The organism is Lactobacillus sp. ESL0263 (genome assembly GCF_003692845.1).
In the GTDB taxonomy this organism is placed as follows: Bacteria; Bacillota; Bacilli; order Lactobacillales; family Lactobacillaceae; genus Lactobacillus; species Lactobacillus apis.
Map to the genome: position 1 here is coordinate 557,880 of NZ_REHL01000004.1, position 18,709 is coordinate 576,588.

19 protein-coding genes are annotated in these 18,709 nt (G+C 36.4%); 3 read left to right on the forward strand and 16 right to left on the reverse strand.

All coding sequences use genetic code 11. The features are described 5' to 3' along the window. The first annotated feature begins 17 nt into the window (after window positions 1-17). Window positions 18-512, forward strand: a complete 495-nt coding sequence (tpx, locus tag F5ESL0263_RS04670) for a thiol peroxidase (RefSeq protein ID WP_122035218.1) — start codon at window positions 18-20, stop codon at window positions 510-512. A 40-nt stretch (window positions 513-552) separates the two neighbouring features. On the opposite strand, the gene F5ESL0263_RS04675 is transcribed toward tpx, so the two are convergent. The 7 genes from F5ESL0263_RS04675 to prmA all read right to left on the reverse strand — a co-directional run bounded on the left by F5ESL0263_RS04675 (window position 553) and on the right by prmA (window position 8,578). After that, window positions 553-1,053 carry an NUDIX hydrolase gene (locus F5ESL0263_RS04675; protein ID WP_122035220.1) on the reverse strand — a complete coding sequence of 167 codons (501 nt, stop codon included), beginning with the start codon at window positions 1,051-1,053 and terminating at the stop codon, window positions 553-555. Window positions 1,054-1,120: 67 nt separating this feature from the next. Continuing rightward, complete coding sequence (aspS, locus tag F5ESL0263_RS04680; protein WP_122035222.1) at window positions 1,121-2,965, reverse strand: aspartate--tRNA ligase; 1,845 nt, start codon at window positions 2,963-2,965, stop codon at window positions 1,121-1,123. Between the two features lie 8 nt (window positions 2,966-2,973). Beyond that, entirely contained in the window at window positions 2,974-4,260 is a 1,287-nt protein-coding gene (gene hisS / locus F5ESL0263_RS04685) for a histidine--tRNA ligase (protein WP_122035224.1), read from the reverse strand. Between the two features lie 271 nt (window positions 4,261-4,531). Beyond that, window positions 4,532-4,969: a D-aminoacyl-tRNA deacylase gene (gene dtd, locus F5ESL0263_RS04690; protein ID WP_122035226.1), complete on the reverse strand. Its 438-nt coding sequence runs from the start codon at window positions 4,967-4,969 to the stop codon at window positions 4,532-4,534. After that, entirely contained in the window at window positions 4,969-7,206 is a 2,238-nt protein-coding gene (locus F5ESL0263_RS04695) for a bifunctional (p)ppGpp synthetase/guanosine-3',5'-bis(diphosphate) 3'-pyrophosphohydrolase (protein ID WP_122035228.1), read from the reverse strand. The genes dtd and F5ESL0263_RS04695 overlap by 1 nt, the downstream gene beginning before the upstream one ends. A gap of 14 nt (window positions 7,207-7,220) precedes the next feature. After that, entirely contained in the window at window positions 7,221-7,574 is a 354-nt protein-coding gene (locus F5ESL0263_RS04700) for a hypothetical protein (RefSeq protein WP_233558456.1), read from the reverse strand. A 59-nt stretch (window positions 7,575-7,633) separates the two neighbouring features. Beyond that, window positions 7,634-8,578, reverse strand: coding sequence for a 50S ribosomal protein L11 methyltransferase (prmA, locus tag F5ESL0263_RS04705; protein ID WP_122035232.1), 945 nt, complete (start codon window positions 8,576-8,578; stop codon window positions 7,634-7,636). 60 nt (window positions 8,579-8,638) lie between these two features. On the opposite strand from prmA, the gene F5ESL0263_RS04710 reads away from it, so the two are divergent. Together F5ESL0263_RS04710 and F5ESL0263_RS04715 are read left to right on the forward strand one after the other, a co-directional pair. Further along, window positions 8,639-9,139 (forward strand): aminoacyl-tRNA deacylase, encoded by a 501-nt coding sequence (locus F5ESL0263_RS04710; protein ID WP_122035234.1) that lies wholly within the window; start codon window positions 8,639-8,641, stop codon window positions 9,137-9,139. A 124-nt stretch (window positions 9,140-9,263) separates the two neighbouring features. Further along, window positions 9,264-10,211 carry a sugar-binding transcriptional regulator gene (locus tag F5ESL0263_RS04715; RefSeq protein WP_122035236.1) on the forward strand — a complete coding sequence of 316 codons (948 nt, stop codon included), beginning with the start codon at window positions 9,264-9,266 and terminating at the stop codon, window positions 10,209-10,211. Here the strand turns inward: F5ESL0263_RS04715 and citX are convergent. From citX to F5ESL0263_RS04760, 9 genes are all read right to left on the reverse strand, one after another. Next, complete coding sequence (gene citX, locus F5ESL0263_RS04720) at window positions 10,204-10,752, reverse strand: citrate lyase holo-[acyl-carrier protein] synthase (RefSeq protein WP_122035238.1); 549 nt, start codon at window positions 10,750-10,752, stop codon at window positions 10,204-10,206. The two genes, F5ESL0263_RS04715 and citX, sit on opposite strands and share 8 nt — an antisense overlap. 73 nt (window positions 10,753-10,825) lie before the next feature. Beyond that, window positions 10,826-12,364, reverse strand: coding sequence for a citrate lyase subunit alpha (gene citF, locus F5ESL0263_RS04725; RefSeq protein ID WP_122035241.1), 1,539 nt, complete (start codon window positions 12,362-12,364; stop codon window positions 10,826-10,828). Further along, window positions 12,354-13,268 carry an aldolase/citrate lyase family protein gene (locus tag F5ESL0263_RS04730; protein WP_122035243.1) on the reverse strand — a complete coding sequence of 305 codons (915 nt, stop codon included), beginning with the start codon at window positions 13,266-13,268 and terminating at the stop codon, window positions 12,354-12,356. The genes citF and F5ESL0263_RS04730 overlap by 11 nt, the downstream gene beginning before the upstream one ends. After that, window positions 13,269-13,565 carry a citrate lyase acyl carrier protein gene (gene citD / locus F5ESL0263_RS04735; protein ID WP_122035245.1) on the reverse strand — a complete coding sequence of 99 codons (297 nt, stop codon included), beginning with the start codon at window positions 13,563-13,565 and terminating at the stop codon, window positions 13,269-13,271. Continuing rightward, a complete protein-coding gene (gene citC / locus F5ESL0263_RS04740; protein ID WP_122035247.1) occupies window positions 13,555-14,613 on the reverse strand; it encodes a [citrate (pro-3S)-lyase] ligase in 1,059 nt (352 codons plus the stop codon). Before citC ends, citD begins: the two co-directional genes overlap by 11 nt. A gap of 22 nt (window positions 14,614-14,635) precedes the next feature. Next, window positions 14,636-15,433, reverse strand: a complete 798-nt coding sequence (locus tag F5ESL0263_RS04745; RefSeq protein ID WP_122035249.1) for an alpha/beta fold hydrolase — start codon at window positions 15,431-15,433, stop codon at window positions 14,636-14,638. Further along, the gene (locus tag F5ESL0263_RS04750) at window positions 15,434-16,900 is read right to left on the reverse strand and encodes a DASS family sodium-coupled anion symporter (RefSeq protein ID WP_122035251.1); all 1,467 of its coding nucleotides are present in this window, start codon (window positions 16,898-16,900) and stop codon (window positions 15,434-15,436) included. An 18-nt stretch (window positions 16,901-16,918) separates the two neighbouring features. After that, window positions 16,919-17,617 (reverse strand): RraA family protein, encoded by a 699-nt coding sequence (locus F5ESL0263_RS04755; RefSeq protein ID WP_122035253.1) that lies wholly within the window; start codon window positions 17,615-17,617, stop codon window positions 16,919-16,921. A gap of 15 nt (window positions 17,618-17,632) precedes the next feature. Further along, complete coding sequence (locus tag F5ESL0263_RS04760; protein ID WP_122035255.1) at window positions 17,633-18,562, reverse strand: L-lactate dehydrogenase; 930 nt, start codon at window positions 18,560-18,562, stop codon at window positions 17,633-17,635. Window positions 18,563-18,709: the final 147 nt, after the last annotated feature.

Genomic DNA, 18,709 nt, shown 5'->3' on the forward strand with positions numbered 1-18,709 from the left:
ATAAGGGAGATTTATTAATGAAAATCACAAGGAAAAATGAGCCATTAACTACTAATGGTCAACCACCTGTTGTTGGTGAAAAGTTACCTGATTTTGAAGTTGAAAAGGCTGATGGATCAGTAGTTAAGATGGCTAATTTAATTACTAAGCCAACTTTGATTAGTGTTGTGCCAAACATTAACACTAGTGTCTGCAGTATTTCAACCAAGCGCTTTAATGGTGAAGTAGATAAGTATGAAGGCATTGACTTCTATACTGTTTCTACTAATACTCCTGAAGAACAAAAAGACTGGTGTGCTGCTGAAGGTGTTGCTAAAATGGAGCTACTATCAGATGAACAGCTTGACTTTGGTAAGAAGATGGGATTATACATTGAGTCAGCTGGTGTTGATTCTAGAAGCATCTGGATTGTTGATGGCAATCATGAAGTTATCTATCAAGAACTGATTCAAGAAATGACTAATGAGCCAAATTACAGCGCCGCTTTAGCTTTCTTAGATAATTTGAAGTAAGAAAAAAGCAACTTGCTAACAAGTTGCTTTTTTTTGTGCTTTAAAAAACAGATTTTTTAAGTATTGGCCATTTTTGAAAAGTTTGATCTACTAGACTAAACGAATTTCTTTTAAGTAAATATTCTTTAGCCTTCAATACTAATGGCGAAGAGTTTTCCAAGTTAAGCTGATCTAGACTTACTCTGACTGCACCCAATGCATCTTGACCTTCAAACTGGTCAACTTCTGCTTCTAAACTACCATCAGTTTTAATTACTTCATAAAAAACACAAATATGTTGATTGAAATGCCATTTTTCGTAATCCCATGGATATCTGAATGAAGTTACTCCAATTTGGTGAAAATCTAAAACACTCAATCCTGTTTCTTCCTTCACCTCACGAACAAGGGCATGGTTTAACTCTTCCCCATCTTCAAGACTACCACCGGGTAAGTCATAGCGATTAATATAGGGTCCTCCTAATTTTTTTATTACAACTAAGTCATTTTTATTACCGATAATGCCATAACAGCCAAATGCACGATGATATTTTTCAGTCATTAATCTAATCTTCCTTTTTTAAGTAACAAAAAAGCATGAAGTACATTTTCATGCTTTTCATTAATCCTTATTCTTCCCAAGTTGAATGGGATGCATAGTCTTTCATTGCCTGTTCTTGCAACTTAGCATCAGTTTGTGCAGCTGACTCTTGATACTGTTCTTCTATTTCAATACCTAAGTCAGTTAATTGCTGTTCTGCTACAGGTGCCGGTGCATGCATCATTGGTTCAGAGGCATTTGCATTCTTAGGGAAAGCAAGTACATCACGAATATTATCTTTTTCGGCAAGGAGCATTGCAAAACGATCTAATCCAATTGCTAAACCAGCATGTGGAGGGAATCCCATGTCTAGGGCTTCAAGTAAGTAGCCAAATTGTTCATAGGCACGCTTCTTAGTAAAGCCCAGTGCTTTAAACATTTTTTCTTGGATTGAACGCTTATGGATACGGATTGAACCACCACCAAGTTCATCACCATTCATTACGATATCGTAACTACGCGCATGTGCCTTATGTGGATCCGTATCAAGTAGTTCAATACCCTCATCGTCAGGCATCGTAAATGGATGGTGAGCAGCAATCCATCTACCAATTCCTTCATCATATTCAAATAATGGCCAGTCAACAACCCAGACAAAATCAAATTCATGCTTAGGAATAATATCTGTTTCTTTAGCAAACTCACGACGCAAGTGGTCAAGTGAGTCACAACAAACCTTCCACTTATCAGCTACGAAGACGAGAAGCTCTCCACCTTCAAGGCCAAATTCCTTAATTAGTGCACTCTGATTTTCATCATTCAAGAAGCGTGCAATTGGACCCGAAAATTCGCCATCTTCAAATTTAACCCAAGCTAGACCTTTAGCGTGGAAACGCTTGATGTAATCTTGTTTCTTTTCAATTTGCTTACGTGAATATGCCTGCGCACCATTTTTGACAGCTATTCCCTTAACAAAGCCGCCATCAGCAATTGCACCTGAAAAGACCTTAAAGTCACTATCTTTAAAAATAGGACTTAAATCATGAATTAACATACCAAAGCGAATGTCAGGTTTATCAGTACCATAATTATTCATTGCGTCAGTCCATGAAATACGGTCAATTGGAGTCTTCAGATCAATTCCCATAACGTCTTTCATGATCTTTTTGAGCAAGCCCTCAGTATAATCCTGTACTTGTTGCTCATCAGTAAATGAAGTTTCCATATCAATTTGGGTAAATTCAGGTTGACGATCTCCTCGCAAATCTTCGTCACGGAAACATCTTGCTAGTTGGTAATACTTATCAAAACCTGCACCCATTAACAGTTGTTTGAATAGTTGTGGTGACTGAGGTAGAGCGTAAAAACTTCCTGGATAAATTCGTGAAGGAACCAAATAATCACGTGCCCCTTCAGGAGAAGACTTACCTAATACAGGAGTCTCAATATTAATAAATCCGTTTTGATCGAAATACTCATGGGTAGCTTGTAAGATTTTTGCCCGCAAAATAATTGCTGATTGTAAGTTAGGACGACGCAAATCCAAGTAACGATACTTTAATCTAGTTTGTTCACTTACTTCAATATTATCTTTAATTTCAAACGGTGGGTTCTGTGACTTGTTTAAAACAATGATTTCACTAGCATCAACTTCAACTTCACCAGTTTTCATTTCAGGGTTGACACTGGAACGCTTAACCACTTTACCCTTGACTTGAATAACATATTCGTTACCAAGTGAGTCTGCTGCTTCCATTAGTTCTTTACCAGAATCATGGTTAACAACAACTTGAACAATTCCTTCCCGATCACGTAAATCAATGAAGACAAGGTTACCCAAGTTCCGAACGCGTTGAACCCAGCCATAAAGATTAACTTCTTGGTTTAAATAGTCAGCGGTAATGTTGCCACAATAATTTGTTCTTTTTTCCATTATTTATATTAGTCCTTTAATTTTGCTATATTTTCTTGCATGTTCTCAATATCACTAAACTTTAAATCTAGTGTTTTACCATCTTGTAGGCGTTTAATATTCAAAGTTTCGTTTTCAACTTCCTTTTCGCCAAGGGTAATTACATATTTAGCGTGAACTCGATCAGCTTTTTTAAACTGAGCTTTAAGCTTCTTTTGGTCAACATCGTATTGCACTTTAAAGCCTTGCTTGCGTAGTGCACGTGCAATTTCTACTGTCTTAATTTCAGTACCTTCACCGATATTAGTAATGAAAAAGTCAATTCCTTCATCAGTAAATAGTGCTGGATTTTGCTTTTGAAGTACAAGCATCAGTCTCTCTTCACCTATACCAAAACCAACGGCTGGTGTAGCAGGACCATCAAATTCTTCAACTAGGTGGTTATAGCGTCCGCCACCCAAAATTGTTGATTTAGATTGCCAAATACTCTTGTCCTCAACCATGAATTCAAAAATCACGCCAGTATAATAATCAAGCCCACGTACTAAATCATTATCAATTACATACTTGATGCTTAACTGATCCAGCATTGCCAGAATTCTATCAAAGTTTTCCTTTGCCTCATCGTTGAGATAGTCGATGATCTTAGGAGCGTCATCCAAAAACTGCTGATCTTGTTCATCTTTTGAATCTAGAATTCTAAGAGGGTTTTTCTCCAATCTTCTTTTTGAATCATCAGATAATTGATCTCTTAATGGTTCAAAGTAGTTAACAAGAGCATCGTGATAATTTTGACGAACTTCTTCATTGCCTAGTGTGTTAAGGTGCAATTCATAGTTCTTCACACCTAATTTAGCTAGCAAATCATGAGCTAATACAATTGTTTCGACATCTGCCAATGGATTGTCGGAGCCAAAGCTCTCAATTCCTATTTGATGAAACTCACGCTGACGTCCTGCTTGTGGTCGTTCATAGCGGAATGTTGACTCAATATAGTAAACATTAAGCGGTTTAACAACCTCGGGTGCATAAAGCTTATCTTCGACGTAAGCTCTAACTACACCGGCAGTTCCCTCTGGTCTTAAGGCAATATGTCTCCCACCTTTATCATTAAAGTCATACATTTCTTTTTCAACTACATCAGAGGTTTCACCACTCGAACGAGAAAAAACTTCGTAGTTTTCAAAACTAGGTGTACGAATTTCACGGTAATTTGCCTGTTTAAAAAAATCACGCAGGATTTGCTCTACTTTTTCCCAAGAACCAGATTGGTCTGGCAGAATATCAACTGTTCCTTTCGGCTTTTGTACTTTCATTTAATCATCCTTCTAATAAAAAAAAGCGCCCTTGAATAAAATCAAGGGCGCTCTGAGTTAGCACGGTACCACCTTTTACCTGCTGCGAATAACGCTCGCGAAACGATTTATTATCTGGTAAAGGGGTCACAGTTAGCTTTTATCCGTTTTTTCAGCTCAATCCACGGTCTCTGTCAATAAAAATGCTAATCTTCAGTCTTTGTCATTGATAATTCTTTTTTAAGAATATATTTTTGCTGTAAAAATGTCAACTAGATTTAGGTTGAACTTCTTATAAATCTAAAACAATAGTGAACGGACCATCATTTTCAAGGCTTACTTTCATATCTGCACCAAATTTTCCGGTTGCAACTTCTAAACCATTATCTTCAAGTTCTTGGTTAAAAGCTTCCCAAAGTTCTTTGGATTTTGGCGGTCGCATAGCTTCAATAAAGCTCGGACGATTTCCTTTTTTGGTATCCGCAAGTAAAGTAAATTGACTAACACTCAAAATTTTACCGTCAACGTCTTTAATGCCTAAATTCGTTTTGCCATTCTCATCTTCAAAAATACGCATTTTAGTGATTTTAGCAGCTGCTTTTTTGACTGTTTCTAGGCTATCTCCTTCTTTTAGGCCAACGAGTAAAAGAAGACCTTTTTTAATTTCACCAACGGATTCTCCGTCAATTTTAACATCTGCATGATTAACTCTTTGAATTACAACTCGCATTAATTATCTGCCCTTCTAGTTTCATAAACATCTGGAATGTCGCGTAATTTGGCTAAAATACGATCTAACTTAGCTGAATTGTTAACCGCAACTGTAGCATAAATATGGGCAATGTTGTCTTCATTCACTTTACCAGAAAGATTATTAATATTTGGAGTCAATGAGTTTAGCATCGTAATCACATCACTAAGTAATTTGCTGCGATTATAGCCAAAAACTTCAATATTTGCGTTAAATGATTGTGCGCTACTTTCTTCTACGTTTTCCCATTCAACTTCAATTAGACGCCCTTGACTATCTTTATTATTTGCAATGTTGCGGCAATCACTTCGGTGGATGGTAACTCCACGTCCTTTAGTAACGTAACCAACTATGTCGTCTCCTGGAACCGGATTACAACATTTGGCTAAATGAAGCATTAGGTCACTGATTCCTTGAATCATCACACCATTTTTATGCTTGATTTTCATTGTCGCGGAACTATTTTTGGCATTTGACTCTGAAACTGCCTTTTGACCGGAATTTAAAATTTCTTCTTCAAGCTCTTTTTGCCGTTTTCGCTCATTTTCATGCCGAATATCAGCTGTCAACCGGTTGACGACACTGATTGCCGAAAGATCACCAAATCCAATAGAAGCGTACATTTCATCGGCTGTGTGATAGTTCATGTCTTCCAATAATTTATCGATATGTTCCTTATCCATAAATTCTTTAGGGGCAAAACCTTGCTCACGCAAATTGTCGGCTACCATTTGCTCGCCTTGTTCGATGCTATTTTCACGGTCAAGGTTTCTAAAGTAGCGTCTAATCTTATTACGTGCCCGAGATGTTTTTACAAGATCAATCCAGTCACGTGAAGGGCTGGCATTGGACTGAGTCATGATGTCAATGACGTCGCCGTTTTTCAATTTGTAATCAAGTGGAACAAGTTTGCCGTTAACCTTAGCGCCAACAGCATGACTACCAACTTGAGTGTGGATTTCATAAGCAAAATCTAGAGTTACAGAACCTTTTGGTAATTCGTATACCTCACCTTTTGGTGTGAAAACATAAACACGATCAGAAAAAATCTCGCTCTTAACGCTTTTCATGAATTCACTGGCATCTTGAGTTTCATCTTTAAGCTCAAGAATTTCACGCACCATATCAAGCTTTTCATTAGAATCGGTTTGCTCAACTCCGTTAAAGTTTCCACGTTTATATGCCCAGTGTGCCGCAACACCGTATTCAGCAACTTCATGCATTTGCTCAGTTCTAATCTGAATTTCAAGTGGACGTCCACCAGGGCCAATGATTGTAGTGTGAAGCGATTGATAACCGTTAACCTTAGGAACAGCAATATAGTCTTTAAAGCGTCCCGGCATTGGCTTCCATTTAGTATGAACTGCACCCAGAACAGCATAACAATCTTTGACAGTATCCACGATAACGCGCACAGCTAGTAAGTCATAGATTTCATTGAAATCCTTATGCTTATTAACCATTTTTTTATAAATGGAATAAATGTGTTTTGGACGTCCTTGAATGTCATACTTGATTCCTAAACTATCTAAGCTACTTTTCAAGGTATTTATCGTATCATTGATATAGTTTTCACGTTCACTCCGTTTTAAACTCATCAAATTAACGATACGGTAATATTCCTTAGGATTTAAATAGTGAAAACTTAAGTCTTCAAGTTCCCATTTAATTGTTCCAATACCCAAACGATCAGCAAGTGGCGCATAAATGTCCATCGTTTCTGAAGCAATACGCCGTTGCTTATCAGGTCTTAAATGCTCAAGCGTATGCATATTGTGTAAACGATCGGCTAGTTTAACCATAATTACACGAATATCTTTAGCCATTGCGATTAACATCTTCCGGTGGTTTTCGGCTAAAAACTCTTGGTGAGACTTGTACTCGTACTTATTTAGCTTGGTCACACCGTCAACAATAAAAGCAACGTCTTTTCCGAATTTTTCTTTTAATTCATCATTAGTTACATCTGTATCTTCAACAGTGTCATGCAAAAAACCTGCAGCGATTGTATCAGGATCAAGACCTAAATTAGCTAATGTACCAGCTACCTGAGTTGGATGGACAATATACGGTTGTCCAGAAGCACGTTTCTGATTTGCGTGCGCTTTCTTTGCAAATTGATATGCCTCTTCGATAAAAGCAATCTGCTCATCATCGAGATATTTTTTACAGGCATCAATTACCTGTTCATGCGTCATTTCAACGTATTTTGACATCGAATCCGCCCCTTCTATTTATAGATTTGTCTGTCCATCAAGCCAAAGACTTCAAAAATTAGATAAATTAGTCCAAATAACAGATTGTATTTTGCATACTTTAATAATACTAGTAAACAAAAACAAATCGGTAAAAAAAGCAGCCAATATGGCTTCAGGCTAAGTGTTTTAATTAACTTTCCTACTTGATAGCTGACCACACAATTAAAAACACCAAATAATAAACCGATACGCCAAATTGTTTGAATTCCTAATAAACTACATAAGAGAGGCAAAACAAGTACTAAACATGTCCACCAAATAATCGGCATCGGTTTATGTTGATTCAATTTTTTAATTAGTGCTATTTGTTCTAATTTATCAATCAATTCTTTTTCCTTACTTAACTTAATTAAATATTATAGTACTTTTTATCTAAATTTAACTTTTATTTTTCGATACGCTCGATTACTAATCCAACCCAACGATCCTGTTGCATTGTTAGAACAATGTGGAAGCCGTTTTTAATAAGTGCGTCTTTGATTTTATCTAATTGTAAATAATCAATCCCGGAAAAAATTACTTGCCCATTTTCATTCAAATGTTCATCTAATTGCGGGATTAAGTCGAGCAAAATTTCCGCTAAAATATTAGCAACGATAATATCAAATTTTCCATGGACGTCTTTTAATAAACTTGCTTTTCTAACCTCAATATTATCTATGTGGTTAAGTGCAATATTAGTCTGTGCTGATGTAACTGCCTCATCTGAAATGTCTGTTGCTTCAACTTTGTTTGCGCCAAGAAGTGAAGCAGCAATTGCTAAAATTCCAGATCCAGTTCCAACATCAATCACACTCTTAGGCTCAATAAGCGCACGTTCTAGACCCATCATTGCTAGCTGAGTTGTCTTATGTCCACCAGTACCAAAAGCCAAGCCTGGGTCCAAATTGATTAATTTTTGATCAGGAAATTTTGGTTGATAATTTTCCCATTCTGGAACAATTGCCAAGTGACGCGAAAAATTGATTACATGATAGAATTTTTGCCAAACCGTATTCCAGTCTTTGTCTTCAATATAAGAAGAACTGATTTGATTTAAGCCTATATCTAAACCATAAGACTTTAACTCCGTTAATTTAGCTTGATAGCTTTCAATTAAACTATCGCGGTTCGCATCTTCATTAAAATATGAAAAGAACTCTAAATCCTCAGGCAAGTTTTCAATTTCATCAAGTTGTACAATGGTTGAATCTTTCTGCTCACCTGCATTTTCAAAATCAGAGCGTTTACGTGTTTCAGTGCCCAGGCATTTCAATTCGTCTTGACTAAAGACAGTAAGCGCATCTTCAACTTCATGACTTGTTTCTATTTTTATAACTAATAATTTCATGACTAAACTCCCTTTTTCAACCACCCTCATCAATGCTAATATTTAACTAAGGTGATAATTATGTCTAAGAAGAAAAATAATATTGAAAAAACGTTAGTAGAAAAAATACTTGAACGCAACAATATATCTTATCGTCCAGCAAAATTTGCTACACACGAAGATTCTGGTGGTGTAGCGCAAATGGATACATCTATTTTAAACGAGAATGAACATTTGGTCTATAAGACACTTGTTTGTTCAGGCAATAAGACTGGTCCCCTAGTTGGTGTTATTCCTATTACTGAGCATTTAAGCATGAAAAAACTCGCCAAAAATTCAGGTAACAAAAAATGCGAATTGCTTCCTTTAAAGGATCTTGTGAAAACTACCGGGTATGTTCACGGTGCCAATACGCCAATTGGAATCCATTTTAATCATCATTTTCCAATTTTTCTTGATTCAAGTATGGAAAATGAAAAGGAAATTGCGGTTTCGAGTGGAAAAATTGGTAGGAGTGTTTTTTTAAATCCAAATGATTTACAAAAAATTACCGCTGGAACCTTCTGTGATATACTCGAATAGAAAATAAGAATATTAAATGTGTTTTTTAAATTGTTATTTTAAGCCAAATCCCGTTTTTAATCTAGAATGAAGCGCTTTTTTCGAATATAATTTAAAAATAAGATCAAAGATGAGGAATCTAAAAATGACATTATTAACAGATGAACAGCTTGCCAATATTGCACACGACTATTTTTTAAGTCAAATGAATATTGCAGATATATCAGAGAAATATAACTTATCGCGTTATTTGATTACAAAGTCACTTGAAGACGCAAGAAACAAGGGCATTGTAAAAATTAGTATCGCGCAAACACCAAAAAGATCGCAAAAACTGGAAAGTGAATTTCGAAAGCAATTCAATTTAAAGGAAGTTTACATCCTAGAAGATCTGGAAACCAAAAACCAAGATAATGAAGTAATTGTTAGCTATGCTGCAAAGCAAATTCAAAATTATACAAAATCTGCGCACGTAGTTGGTTTAACGTGGGGTGCACTTTTACGCGATGTTATTAACGACTTTTCTGAAGTTAATCGTGAGGATTTAACATTCGTGCAGCTTCTAGGTCAAGCTGTCAATGCAGGCAAAAGGAAAAATCAGTTGGTGCAGGAAGCTGCAGACAAATTTAATGCTAAATGTTTAACTTTTCCTGCTCCACTTTATTCTGTTAATACAAGTACAGTAACAGAATTAAAGAAAGAACCATTTTATGTCCACGCCGAAGAAATGTTTGACCAACTTGACATGGTTTGTGCAAGCCTTGGAACTATGCAATCGCTTGAATCTAATGAGTTTTTTATGGATAATTATGCTAAAAGTGTCTTGCAAAATGTTGATAGTCATCAAGTGGCGGGGATTGTTTTCGGTCGTCCCTATGACATTAATGGTAACTTTTACAAACCAATTGAACCACATATTTGCGGCATTAACTTAGATACTTTAATGCAAGTACCTAATCGTTTTATCATCGTAAAAAACCATTTCAAAGAAGATGCACTTCTTGGAGCACTCAGAGGCAACATGATCACGCATCTGATAACCAATAGTGGAATCGCTGAACAAGTTTTACGTAAAAATAAGAGTTTTAGTTAAACACTTCACCAAAGATTTTACTTATATAATTCTGCAACTCGTCAACGGAGTGACTTCTTGCACGCGCGCATTCCTTGGCTGGTCGATTACATAGAAAACAAGTGCGACTAGGTATTTTTAAAGTTGACCTGGAAATAATTCCCACTGTTTGACCATTTTTTACTAGGACGTCGGCATCAAACAGTCTAGTTAGTTTTGACTGCTTCTCAAACTCAATAGCAGTTTGCTTAACTTCAGTTGCATCGTTACTGAGTAAATAAAAATTCTCGCAACCAGTCGGCTTATCCCAACTTTCAGCTAACTGAAAAGATAAGTGATGCGCTTGCATGATTGTTTCCAAATTAGTTATTCCAGCTGAAAACAACTGCTCTAAGTAGCAGTTGTTTTTTATTGGCCCTGGGATATTGAGTTTAACATCTAAGAGCGTCTTATTAGGAAATTGCCGAAATAACTGTTTTTGCATGTCTACACGCTTATCTTTATCAGCTAAAACAGCTAAAATGTCCTGTTTTTGACCTTCAGTAAAGATTGATTTTACCAACTTGATATTCCCTCCTTTTTAATAATTATAAATAAAAAGTGGGGACAACGATACTTGTACCCACTTTTTACTTTTAATCCTTCACTTGTCTTATTGTGTCAATAATTGTTCCGTCACGATACTGAATCAAAGCAACTGTTCTGTCAGTGTATTCTAATGGTTTTGGAACACCAACTTGTTTTTCAGCCATCTGTTGTAATTCTGTAATATCGACGATGTTAAGATCAGGAATCTTACTGAATGCTTCGATTAGGTCTTTTCTTTTCGGATTAATGGTAATGCCACGCTCAGTGACCAAAACATCAATTGAATCACCTGGTGTAACAACTGTTTCAACAGATGGAACAACGGTTGCGTTTCGGCCTCTAACTAGAGGTGCTGTAATTATTGTCATTTTTGCGTTAGCAGCATCCTGATGACCACCAATCGCTCCTCGTATGACACCGTCTGAACCAGTCATAACATTTACGTTAAAATCGGTATCAATTTGTAGTGCTGACAAAATTGCAACATCCAAATTATTAACTACTGCTCCCTTATTATGCGGATCAGCATACCAAGAAGCATCAATTTCTTGCTGATTCTTATTTTTTGCCATTGAAGCCGCAGCACCCTTATCAAAATCTTGTACGTCCATAATCTTTTCTACTAGGCCCTCATCAAGCAAGTCTGTGGTTGGCTTTGTGATACCGCCTAAAGCAAAAGAAGCTGTGATTCCATCATTAATCATAGATTGTCTTAAGTAACGTGTAACTGCAAGCGCAGCACCACCAGATCCAGTTTGGAATGAGAATCCTTCCTTGTAATATGGTGAATTGACAATAACTTGATTGACCATCTCAGCAATTTTCAGTTCTTTTGGATCCTTGGTAAAACGAGTTGCTCCAGAACCAATTTTATCTGCATCCCCTATTTGATCTACCTTAACCACATAATCTACCTGAGTCTGTTTGATTGAAGCAGGGGTATTAGGATAATCAACGATATTATCCGTTAAAAGAACGACATTATCAGCATATTGTGCATCAATAAGTGCATAACCTAATGAGCCAAAAACAGCGTCTCCTTCTTGACCATTGGCATTACCAGCAGGATCAGAGTTTGGAACGCCCAAAAAGGCAACATCAACTTTAATTTCTCCTTCTTCAATTGAACGAGCTCGATTTCCGTGAGATCTGAAAACAACTGGATTTTTAAGACCTCCATGGGAGATAAAGTCGCCCAAAGTGCCACGCATTCCCGAAGAAGTAATATTAGTAATTACTCCTTTTTGAATTGCTTCAATGACTTTATCATTCATCACACTAGTTAATGATGATGGTGCTAGCGTCAAATTTTGGTAACCAAGTTTTATAATTAAGTCCATTACCTTATTAAAGGCAAAGTCGCCATTTCTAAAGTGATGGTGAAACGAAATAGTCATTCCATCTTTAAGAGTCTTCTTTATAACTTCTTCTAATGAATCAACTACTTTGTTTTCACCGGTTGTAACATGAACTTTTGGCGCAATCCTTTTAATTTCTGGGTTTCCAACTTCAACTGATTCAAACGGTTTTAATTTCATATCAGACATCAATTCATCTGGTAGATTACGTTTAACCTTATTTTCCAATGTAATTGCCCTCCTCATCAATTAAATTTGAAGCCTTAGCTGTTTCGATTACTCTATTAGCCTTTTCGACTACCGGCTTATCAACCATTTTTCCATTCATTGAGATAACACCAGAGCCCTTTGTCTTGGCTTCACTAATCGCATTTTGGACGGCCATTGCATTTTCAATCTCTTCTTTTGAAGGATTGAAGACTTCATTAACCATTGGAATTTGGCGAGGATTAACTAAAGACTTACCATCATAGCCTAATTCATAAATGTACCTAGTTTCTCTATAAAAGCCTTCCGTGTCATTCATATTTGAAAAGACAGTATCAAATGCATAGACATCTGCTGCACGGGCAGCTTGTAAGACCATGTTACGCGCAAATTCTAGTTCTCGACCATCTGGATAGCGGTGTGTATGCATATCTGCAGTGTAGTCTTCGCCTGAAACAGCTAGTCCCATCATTAATGGAGTTGCTGTAGCAATTTCTGGTGCATTGAGTACCCCTTTAGCACTTTCAATTGCTGCCATTACCCCAATTGAACCTTTTTCTACACCGTATTCCTTTTCTGCATTTTCAATATCTGTAACTAACTTTCGAATCATGTCAGCCGATTCTGTTTTTGGTAATCGAATGACGTCAACACCAGCTCGTACCATTGCTTTAACATCTTCATCATAAAAAGGTGTGTCTTGCCCATTAATTCTGACTACAATTTCTGCACCGCCAAAATCAACCGTCTTAATTGCGTTAAAGACTAACATTCTAGCAGCGTCTTTTTCTGTTAAAGAAACGGCATCTTCCAAATCAAGCATAATTGAATCAGCACCATAAATACCAGCGTCTTTTACCATTGCCGGATTATTACCTGGCACAAACATCATTGTTCGCCGCAAACGATTTTTAATGTAAGTCATTTATTGCAATACCCCCAATTCTGGTTTATCTGAAGTTTTAGTTGCTCTCTGCGCAGCTGCTAAAGTTCTAGCAGCAATCACACAGTCAAGAGCTCCTTTGTCAACTGCTTTAACTTTGGCATTATCAATACCATATTTCTCAAGGGTATCAGTAATGACCTTTTTAATTTGATCTCCATATGCCTTAATTACTTCTGAATCAAGGTCAATCTGAATGCCATCATCTCCTTTTGAAATCATAATTTGTATATCGGATGATTCCAAAGTTCCGGCAACTCCAGTAGTTTTAATTTCCATTAATATTCATTCCTTTCCTAATCCTAGTTTGTAACGCTTCTTTATTTGCACTAATAAATTGCATTGTGGAATTGGGTACAAAAGATGCAATTTCAGCTAGCTTATCTTCTTTTATTAGTTGCCTAACATATGTGGCTGTAATTACTTGTTCATTAGCTTGAAAACGATTAATGATCTTAACTTCTATTTCAGGATTAAGTATTGAACTTAAGCTTTGATTATAAAAACTAGTCGTTCGCGAGAATGGTTCTGTTCCCAAATATCTTCTTGTAATTGATAGACTAGGAGCAATAAAATTTTTAAAAACGTGTGCATCAATTTGGGTTTGCGTAGTTATTAGTTCATCAGATGATTTTAAAAAATACGCTGGGAACGTCGACTTAGAAACCATGTAGTCACCGCCACTAATAACTAACACATTTTTAAAATCGGCTGTCCCCTGCTTAACTAAGTTAACGCGCTCATCAGTCTTGAAAAGCGAAACATCCGTTTGTACAACAAATACATATACCAAGTCATTTTCCTTACTAGCAAGTTCCACTAATTGTTGGTGTCCTTTAGTGAATGGATTTGCATTCATCACTATTGCAGCAACTTTTTTGTTTTTTCCTTTATCAGGGTTAGGAATGTTTGACACAAAATTATCTATATTCGGCGTGCCACTTTCTAAAAAAGCAGCCTTGTCAGTTCTTGCTAATTCGTTAAATCCTAAATGAGAAAAACTTGCAGCATACTGTGCTTTAGTGAAAACAAAACTGTGATAGCACTTTATACTATACAAATATTGTTGTAGTGCAGTTACTATTTGACTGAAGCGTGCACCTTGGACTGCATTTTCATTAGTAACGGCAATGTACTTTAAGACGTTACCAGCTATACTACCAGTACCTACAAGCTTGCCATTGTCATCAATTAGACCAACTGTGTGATCAATCACGTTAATTTCACGTGAGCCAAAGTTATTTATGCCTTTAGAAACTAAAAAGTCTTGCCACTTTTTTCTTGTTTCAGGAATATTTAAATATAAATCAACAATTTTATCCGTAATTAGTCACATCCTAACCGCGTCATTAATCTACTTGGGTTAAAAATTCTGCTATTTTGTTATACATAAGTTGAGGTTGTTCAGCTTGAACAATATGCCCACAATTAGGTACAACAGCAGCAGTTATGTTGCTATTTAACTTTTCCATTTCATAAGCAAAATGATAGTCAAAAAATGGTGAGTTTTTACCAGCCAAAACTAACATTGGGGTTGTTAAGTTAGTGATTACATCGCGCCAATCTTGTTCAGCATGATTGATTCGACACAAAAAGTTGTTTTCAGGATAATAAGGATATTTCAGTGCTTCTTTTTTTGCTCTTTGAAACAAAGCATCATCAATATGTGTATAAAATCCTGAGCCAAAATCAATTTTTAAGTAATCGGGATAATTTTCCCAAGTCAATTCTTTAAAGCCAAATTGCCATGTTGAATCGTTGATCATTTTAGGTGGCTGATCAAGATCAACTAAAGCTCTAAAGCGCTTTTCTCCAAATAAAGAAATGTAAGCCCAGATTGTAGCTGCTCCCATAGAATTGCCAATCGCAATTATGTCAGTTAATCCTAGTTTCTGAATAAGTTCTTTAAGGTCTTCTGCATGGCGACTAATTCTTTGGCCTTTATATGTGCGTGCAGATTTACCTTGATTTCTTGGATCAACTATAATAAAGCGAAAATCATTTTTAAAAAGGTCAACGGCCTTTTCCCATAAGCGTGCAGACCCTCCAATTCCTGGAATAGCAAGAATTGGAGGTTTGTCAGCTTTAGTATCGTAATAATGGATCCTAATGCCATCATTAGTAATCAAATCTGCTTGATCAATCATTTACCACATTCCTATGATTTTCATCCATACGGTACCAATGACTCCAAAGATCAGTAGATACACGAGTCCTAAAATAAAGTTGAATTTCCACCATTCTCCCTGCTTAATATAGCCCGTCGTAGCTAGAATAGAAGCCGGACCATTGGCATAGTGAGTAGTTGAAGCATTAATGGCTCCAGTGAATGCAAGTAACATTGCTGAAAGAGCAAGCGGTGCTCCAGTTGCCACAGCAACTGAAAGAAATGGTAAGTATAAAGCCGTCATATGGGCAGTTCCACTAGCAAAGAAGTAGTGCGTATAGAACATTAGAATTACCAAAACTGCCAAAACAATTTCCCAACTTATACCGTGGAGACCCGTCTGAATTGTTTTGGAAAACCAGTCAATAAAACCAAATGATATAAGTTTACCGGCCATGAAAACCAAAATGGAAAGCCAAATCAAAATATTCCAAGCTCCAGTTTGCTTTAAGGCATCTTGCATGGTTAAAACGCCAGTTATTAAAAGTAAGCCAACTGCTAGAAAAGCAACAAAAGTAGAATCTAATTGTGGAATTTTAAAAATTCCTGATAACACCCATAAAATAATAGCTAATAAGAAAATGACAGACATGATTTTTTCAGGTTTAGACACAGGGCCCATTTCAGCTAGATGCTCGTCTGCCCAATTTTTAGCATCTGGAGTTTCTTTAATTTCAGGTGGAAATATCTTATAGATAATTAAAGGAATAACAATGGTTGCGATTAAAGCTGGGACAATTGCTGCCGTAAACCAGCTTATCCAAGACATTGTGTAGCCTTTTTGAACAGCCATTTGAGAAGCGACCATGTTAGGTGCAGCCCCCGTAATGAATAGAGCGGTTGAAATCACATTAGCATGAAAAGCAATAAAACTTAAAAATGCACCAATCTTTTTACGAGAGGGATCATTTGGTAATGAATCATAATCCTTAGAAATTGATTCCGTCACTGGCCAAACAACACCACCTGTTCGAGCACTATTGGATGGAATTAAAGCTCCTAAGACAATTTCCAATCCAGTGATAGCGTAAGCAATCCCAATTGAACGTTTACCAAAGCGTCTAATCATCCAATAGGCAATTCGATTTCCTAAGCCTGTTTTACTAATGCCATAGGCCATGATAAAAGCCATTGCAATCAACCATGAAGCAGAATTGCTAAATGCACTCAAAATTCCGGCATTCACTGCACCTGTTTTAGGATTCACTTCATTTTGAACAGGAGCTAAACCAACTAAAACAGTCACAATTAAACCAATCAGCGTTGTACCACCAATTGGTAATGGTTTTGTGATACAACCCACAATGGTAGCAACAAAAATAGCAAACATTTCCCATGCTTGTACTGATAATCCACCAGGTCTTACAGGAGTAAGAAGCCACAAAATTGCTCCAATTACTACCGGCAAAATAAACCCTTTATAATTCACTTTCTCAAGAGTTTTCATAATTAGCCTTCTTTATATTTACGGGCGATAAATATCGTCGATAATCTGATAGTTTTTATTTTTCAGTTCATCATCTACCCAACTAATATTACCTGTACCATCATGGAAACTTGCTGCTTTAGCATTATCTTGTTTGTTATAGGCCTGAACCTCAGGCAGTAACTTTGCCGCCTTTTCGTGAGCTACTCTAACAACACCGTCTGCATCTCCAACAATCAAATCCCCTGGATTTACACTAATTTCGCCACAAGAAACTGGTACATTAATTTCTCCAGGTCCTTCCTTGTATGGACCATTTGGCGAAGTGCTGACAGCATAAATTGGCAAGTCCCAATTACGTAAACTGTCAATATCTCTCATAGGACCATCTACTACTACTCCAGCAACATGTCTTTGATCACGAAGCCAAGTCATCATAACTTCTCCAATAACAGCTCGAGTGTTATCACCTTCATTATCAATTACAATTACATCGCCTTCATGGCAGTACTTTAAAGCTGCATAAATGGTTAAATTATCGCCTGGCCGATTATGAACTGTAAAGGCTGGACCACACATTTGCTTTGTTGGTTTAGACATTAACTTAATCCGTGTAGCCATTGCCCCTTTACGATTCATACAATCAGCAATATTTGAGGTGGGAATATCACGAAAACCCATAATTACATCTTTGTCAGGTAACTCTCTTTTTAAAAAGATTCTTTTTCCTACTTGCATTTTGATCCTCTTTAATTAGTTCAATTCGATACCTTCTAGAACTTCTTGCATTTTATCAGCAGAATTAACCATTTTAGCTAATTCCTTATCTGATAGCTTAGTTTCAATCACATGACTAATTCCAGTACCATCAATCACTGTTGGAGTACCCAAATATAAGTCATGTTTAATACCATATTCACCATTTATAGGTGCTGATAGCGGTAAGACGATTGCTTTATTTTCCAAAATTGCACTAACTATTTTTGCTAGCATCATTGCAATGCCATAAAAGGTTGCCCCTTTACTTTTAATAATTTCCCCACCTTTCTGACGTATGTCACTTTCAATATTAGATAAATCTGAAAAATTAAGTTCATTATATTCGCTTAATGGTTTACCATCAACTACTGTTTCATCAAAGTTCTCAAATGAAGTGTCACCATGTTCGCCTAGCACAATGGAGTTAACGCTTTCCACAGATAAATTTAATTTTTTTGCCAGTTCTACTTTTAATCGAGCAGAGTCAAGCGATGTACCTGTACCAATAACTTTGTTCTTAGGAAAACCAGAAAGTTTTTGTGTCAAGGTCGTCAGTATATCAACTGGATTGGCAGAAACAACAAATATTCCATTAAATCCAGATTCTACGACTGGCTGAATAATACTTTTCAAAATTTTAACGTTCTTATTGACTAAATCTAATCTAGTCTCACCTGGTTTACGTGGTATACCAGCTGTAATAACTACAACATCAGCATCCTTTGCATCCGCATACTCACCTGCATGAATATTGCATGAACCAACAAATGGGGTAATGTCTTCAAGATCCATTGAATCGCCAATTGGTCTCTCCTTTACAACATCCGTAATTACTAATTCGTCAACTTGGGTACTTAGTAAAAGGTCATTTGCAAAAGTTGAACCAACTGCTCCATCACCAACGAGTAAAACTTTTCTTGACATAATTTAAAATCCTTTCAATTCTGGGTATGTAATCCTTTACAAAACATATTATAAATAAAGCCCCTCCTTTTTGCAATATTTTAAAAAAGTAATTTATTTTTTAAATTTATAAAAATGAAAGAGCTTTTTTATTTTTAAATAAAAAAA

Excerpts from the sequence above, each read along its gene's own strand:
- tpx (WP_122035218.1), top strand. The coding sequence starts at position 18 with ATGAAAATCACAAGGAAAAATGAGCCATTAACTACTAATGGTCAACCA.
- F5ESL0263_RS04675 (WP_122035220.1), bottom strand. The coding sequence starts at position 1,053 with ATGACTGAAAAATATCATCGTGCATTTGGCTGTTATGGCATTATCGGT.
- aspS (WP_122035222.1), bottom strand. The coding sequence starts at position 2,965 with ATGGAAAAAAGAACAAATTATTGTGGCAACATTACCGCTGACTATTTA.
- hisS (WP_122035224.1), bottom strand. The coding sequence starts at position 4,260 with ATGAAAGTACAAAAGCCGAAAGGAACAGTTGATATTCTGCCAGACCAA.
- dtd (WP_122035226.1), bottom strand. The coding sequence starts at position 4,969 with ATGCGAGTTGTAATTCAAAGAGTTAATCATGCAGATGTTAAAATTGAC.
- F5ESL0263_RS04695 (WP_122035228.1), bottom strand. The coding sequence starts at position 7,206 with ATGTCAAAATACGTTGAAATGACGCATGAACAGGTAATTGATGCCTGT.
- prmA (WP_122035232.1), bottom strand. The coding sequence starts at position 8,578 with ATGAAATTATTAGTTATAAAAATAGAAACAAGTCATGAAGTTGAAGAT.
- F5ESL0263_RS04710 (WP_122035234.1), top strand. The coding sequence starts at position 8,639 with ATGTCTAAGAAGAAAAATAATATTGAAAAAACGTTAGTAGAAAAAATA.
- F5ESL0263_RS04715 (WP_122035236.1), top strand. The coding sequence starts at position 9,264 with ATGACATTATTAACAGATGAACAGCTTGCCAATATTGCACACGACTAT.
- F5ESL0263_RS04730 (WP_122035243.1), bottom strand. The coding sequence starts at position 13,268 with ATGACTTACATTAAAAATCGTTTGCGGCGAACAATGATGTTTGTGCCA.
- citD (WP_122035245.1), bottom strand. The coding sequence starts at position 13,565 with ATGGAAATTAAAACTACTGGAGTTGCCGGAACTTTGGAATCATCCGAT.
- F5ESL0263_RS04745 (WP_122035249.1), bottom strand. The coding sequence starts at position 15,433 with ATGATTGATCAAGCAGATTTGATTACTAATGATGGCATTAGGATCCAT.
- F5ESL0263_RS04750 (WP_122035251.1), bottom strand. The coding sequence starts at position 16,900 with ATGAAAACTCTTGAGAAAGTGAATTATAAAGGGTTTATTTTGCCGGTA.
- F5ESL0263_RS04755 (WP_122035253.1), bottom strand. The coding sequence starts at position 17,617 with ATGCAAGTAGGAAAAAGAATCTTTTTAAAAAGAGAGTTACCTGACAAA.
- F5ESL0263_RS04760 (WP_122035255.1), bottom strand. The coding sequence starts at position 18,562 with ATGTCAAGAAAAGTTTTACTCGTTGGTGATGGAGCAGTTGGTTCAACT.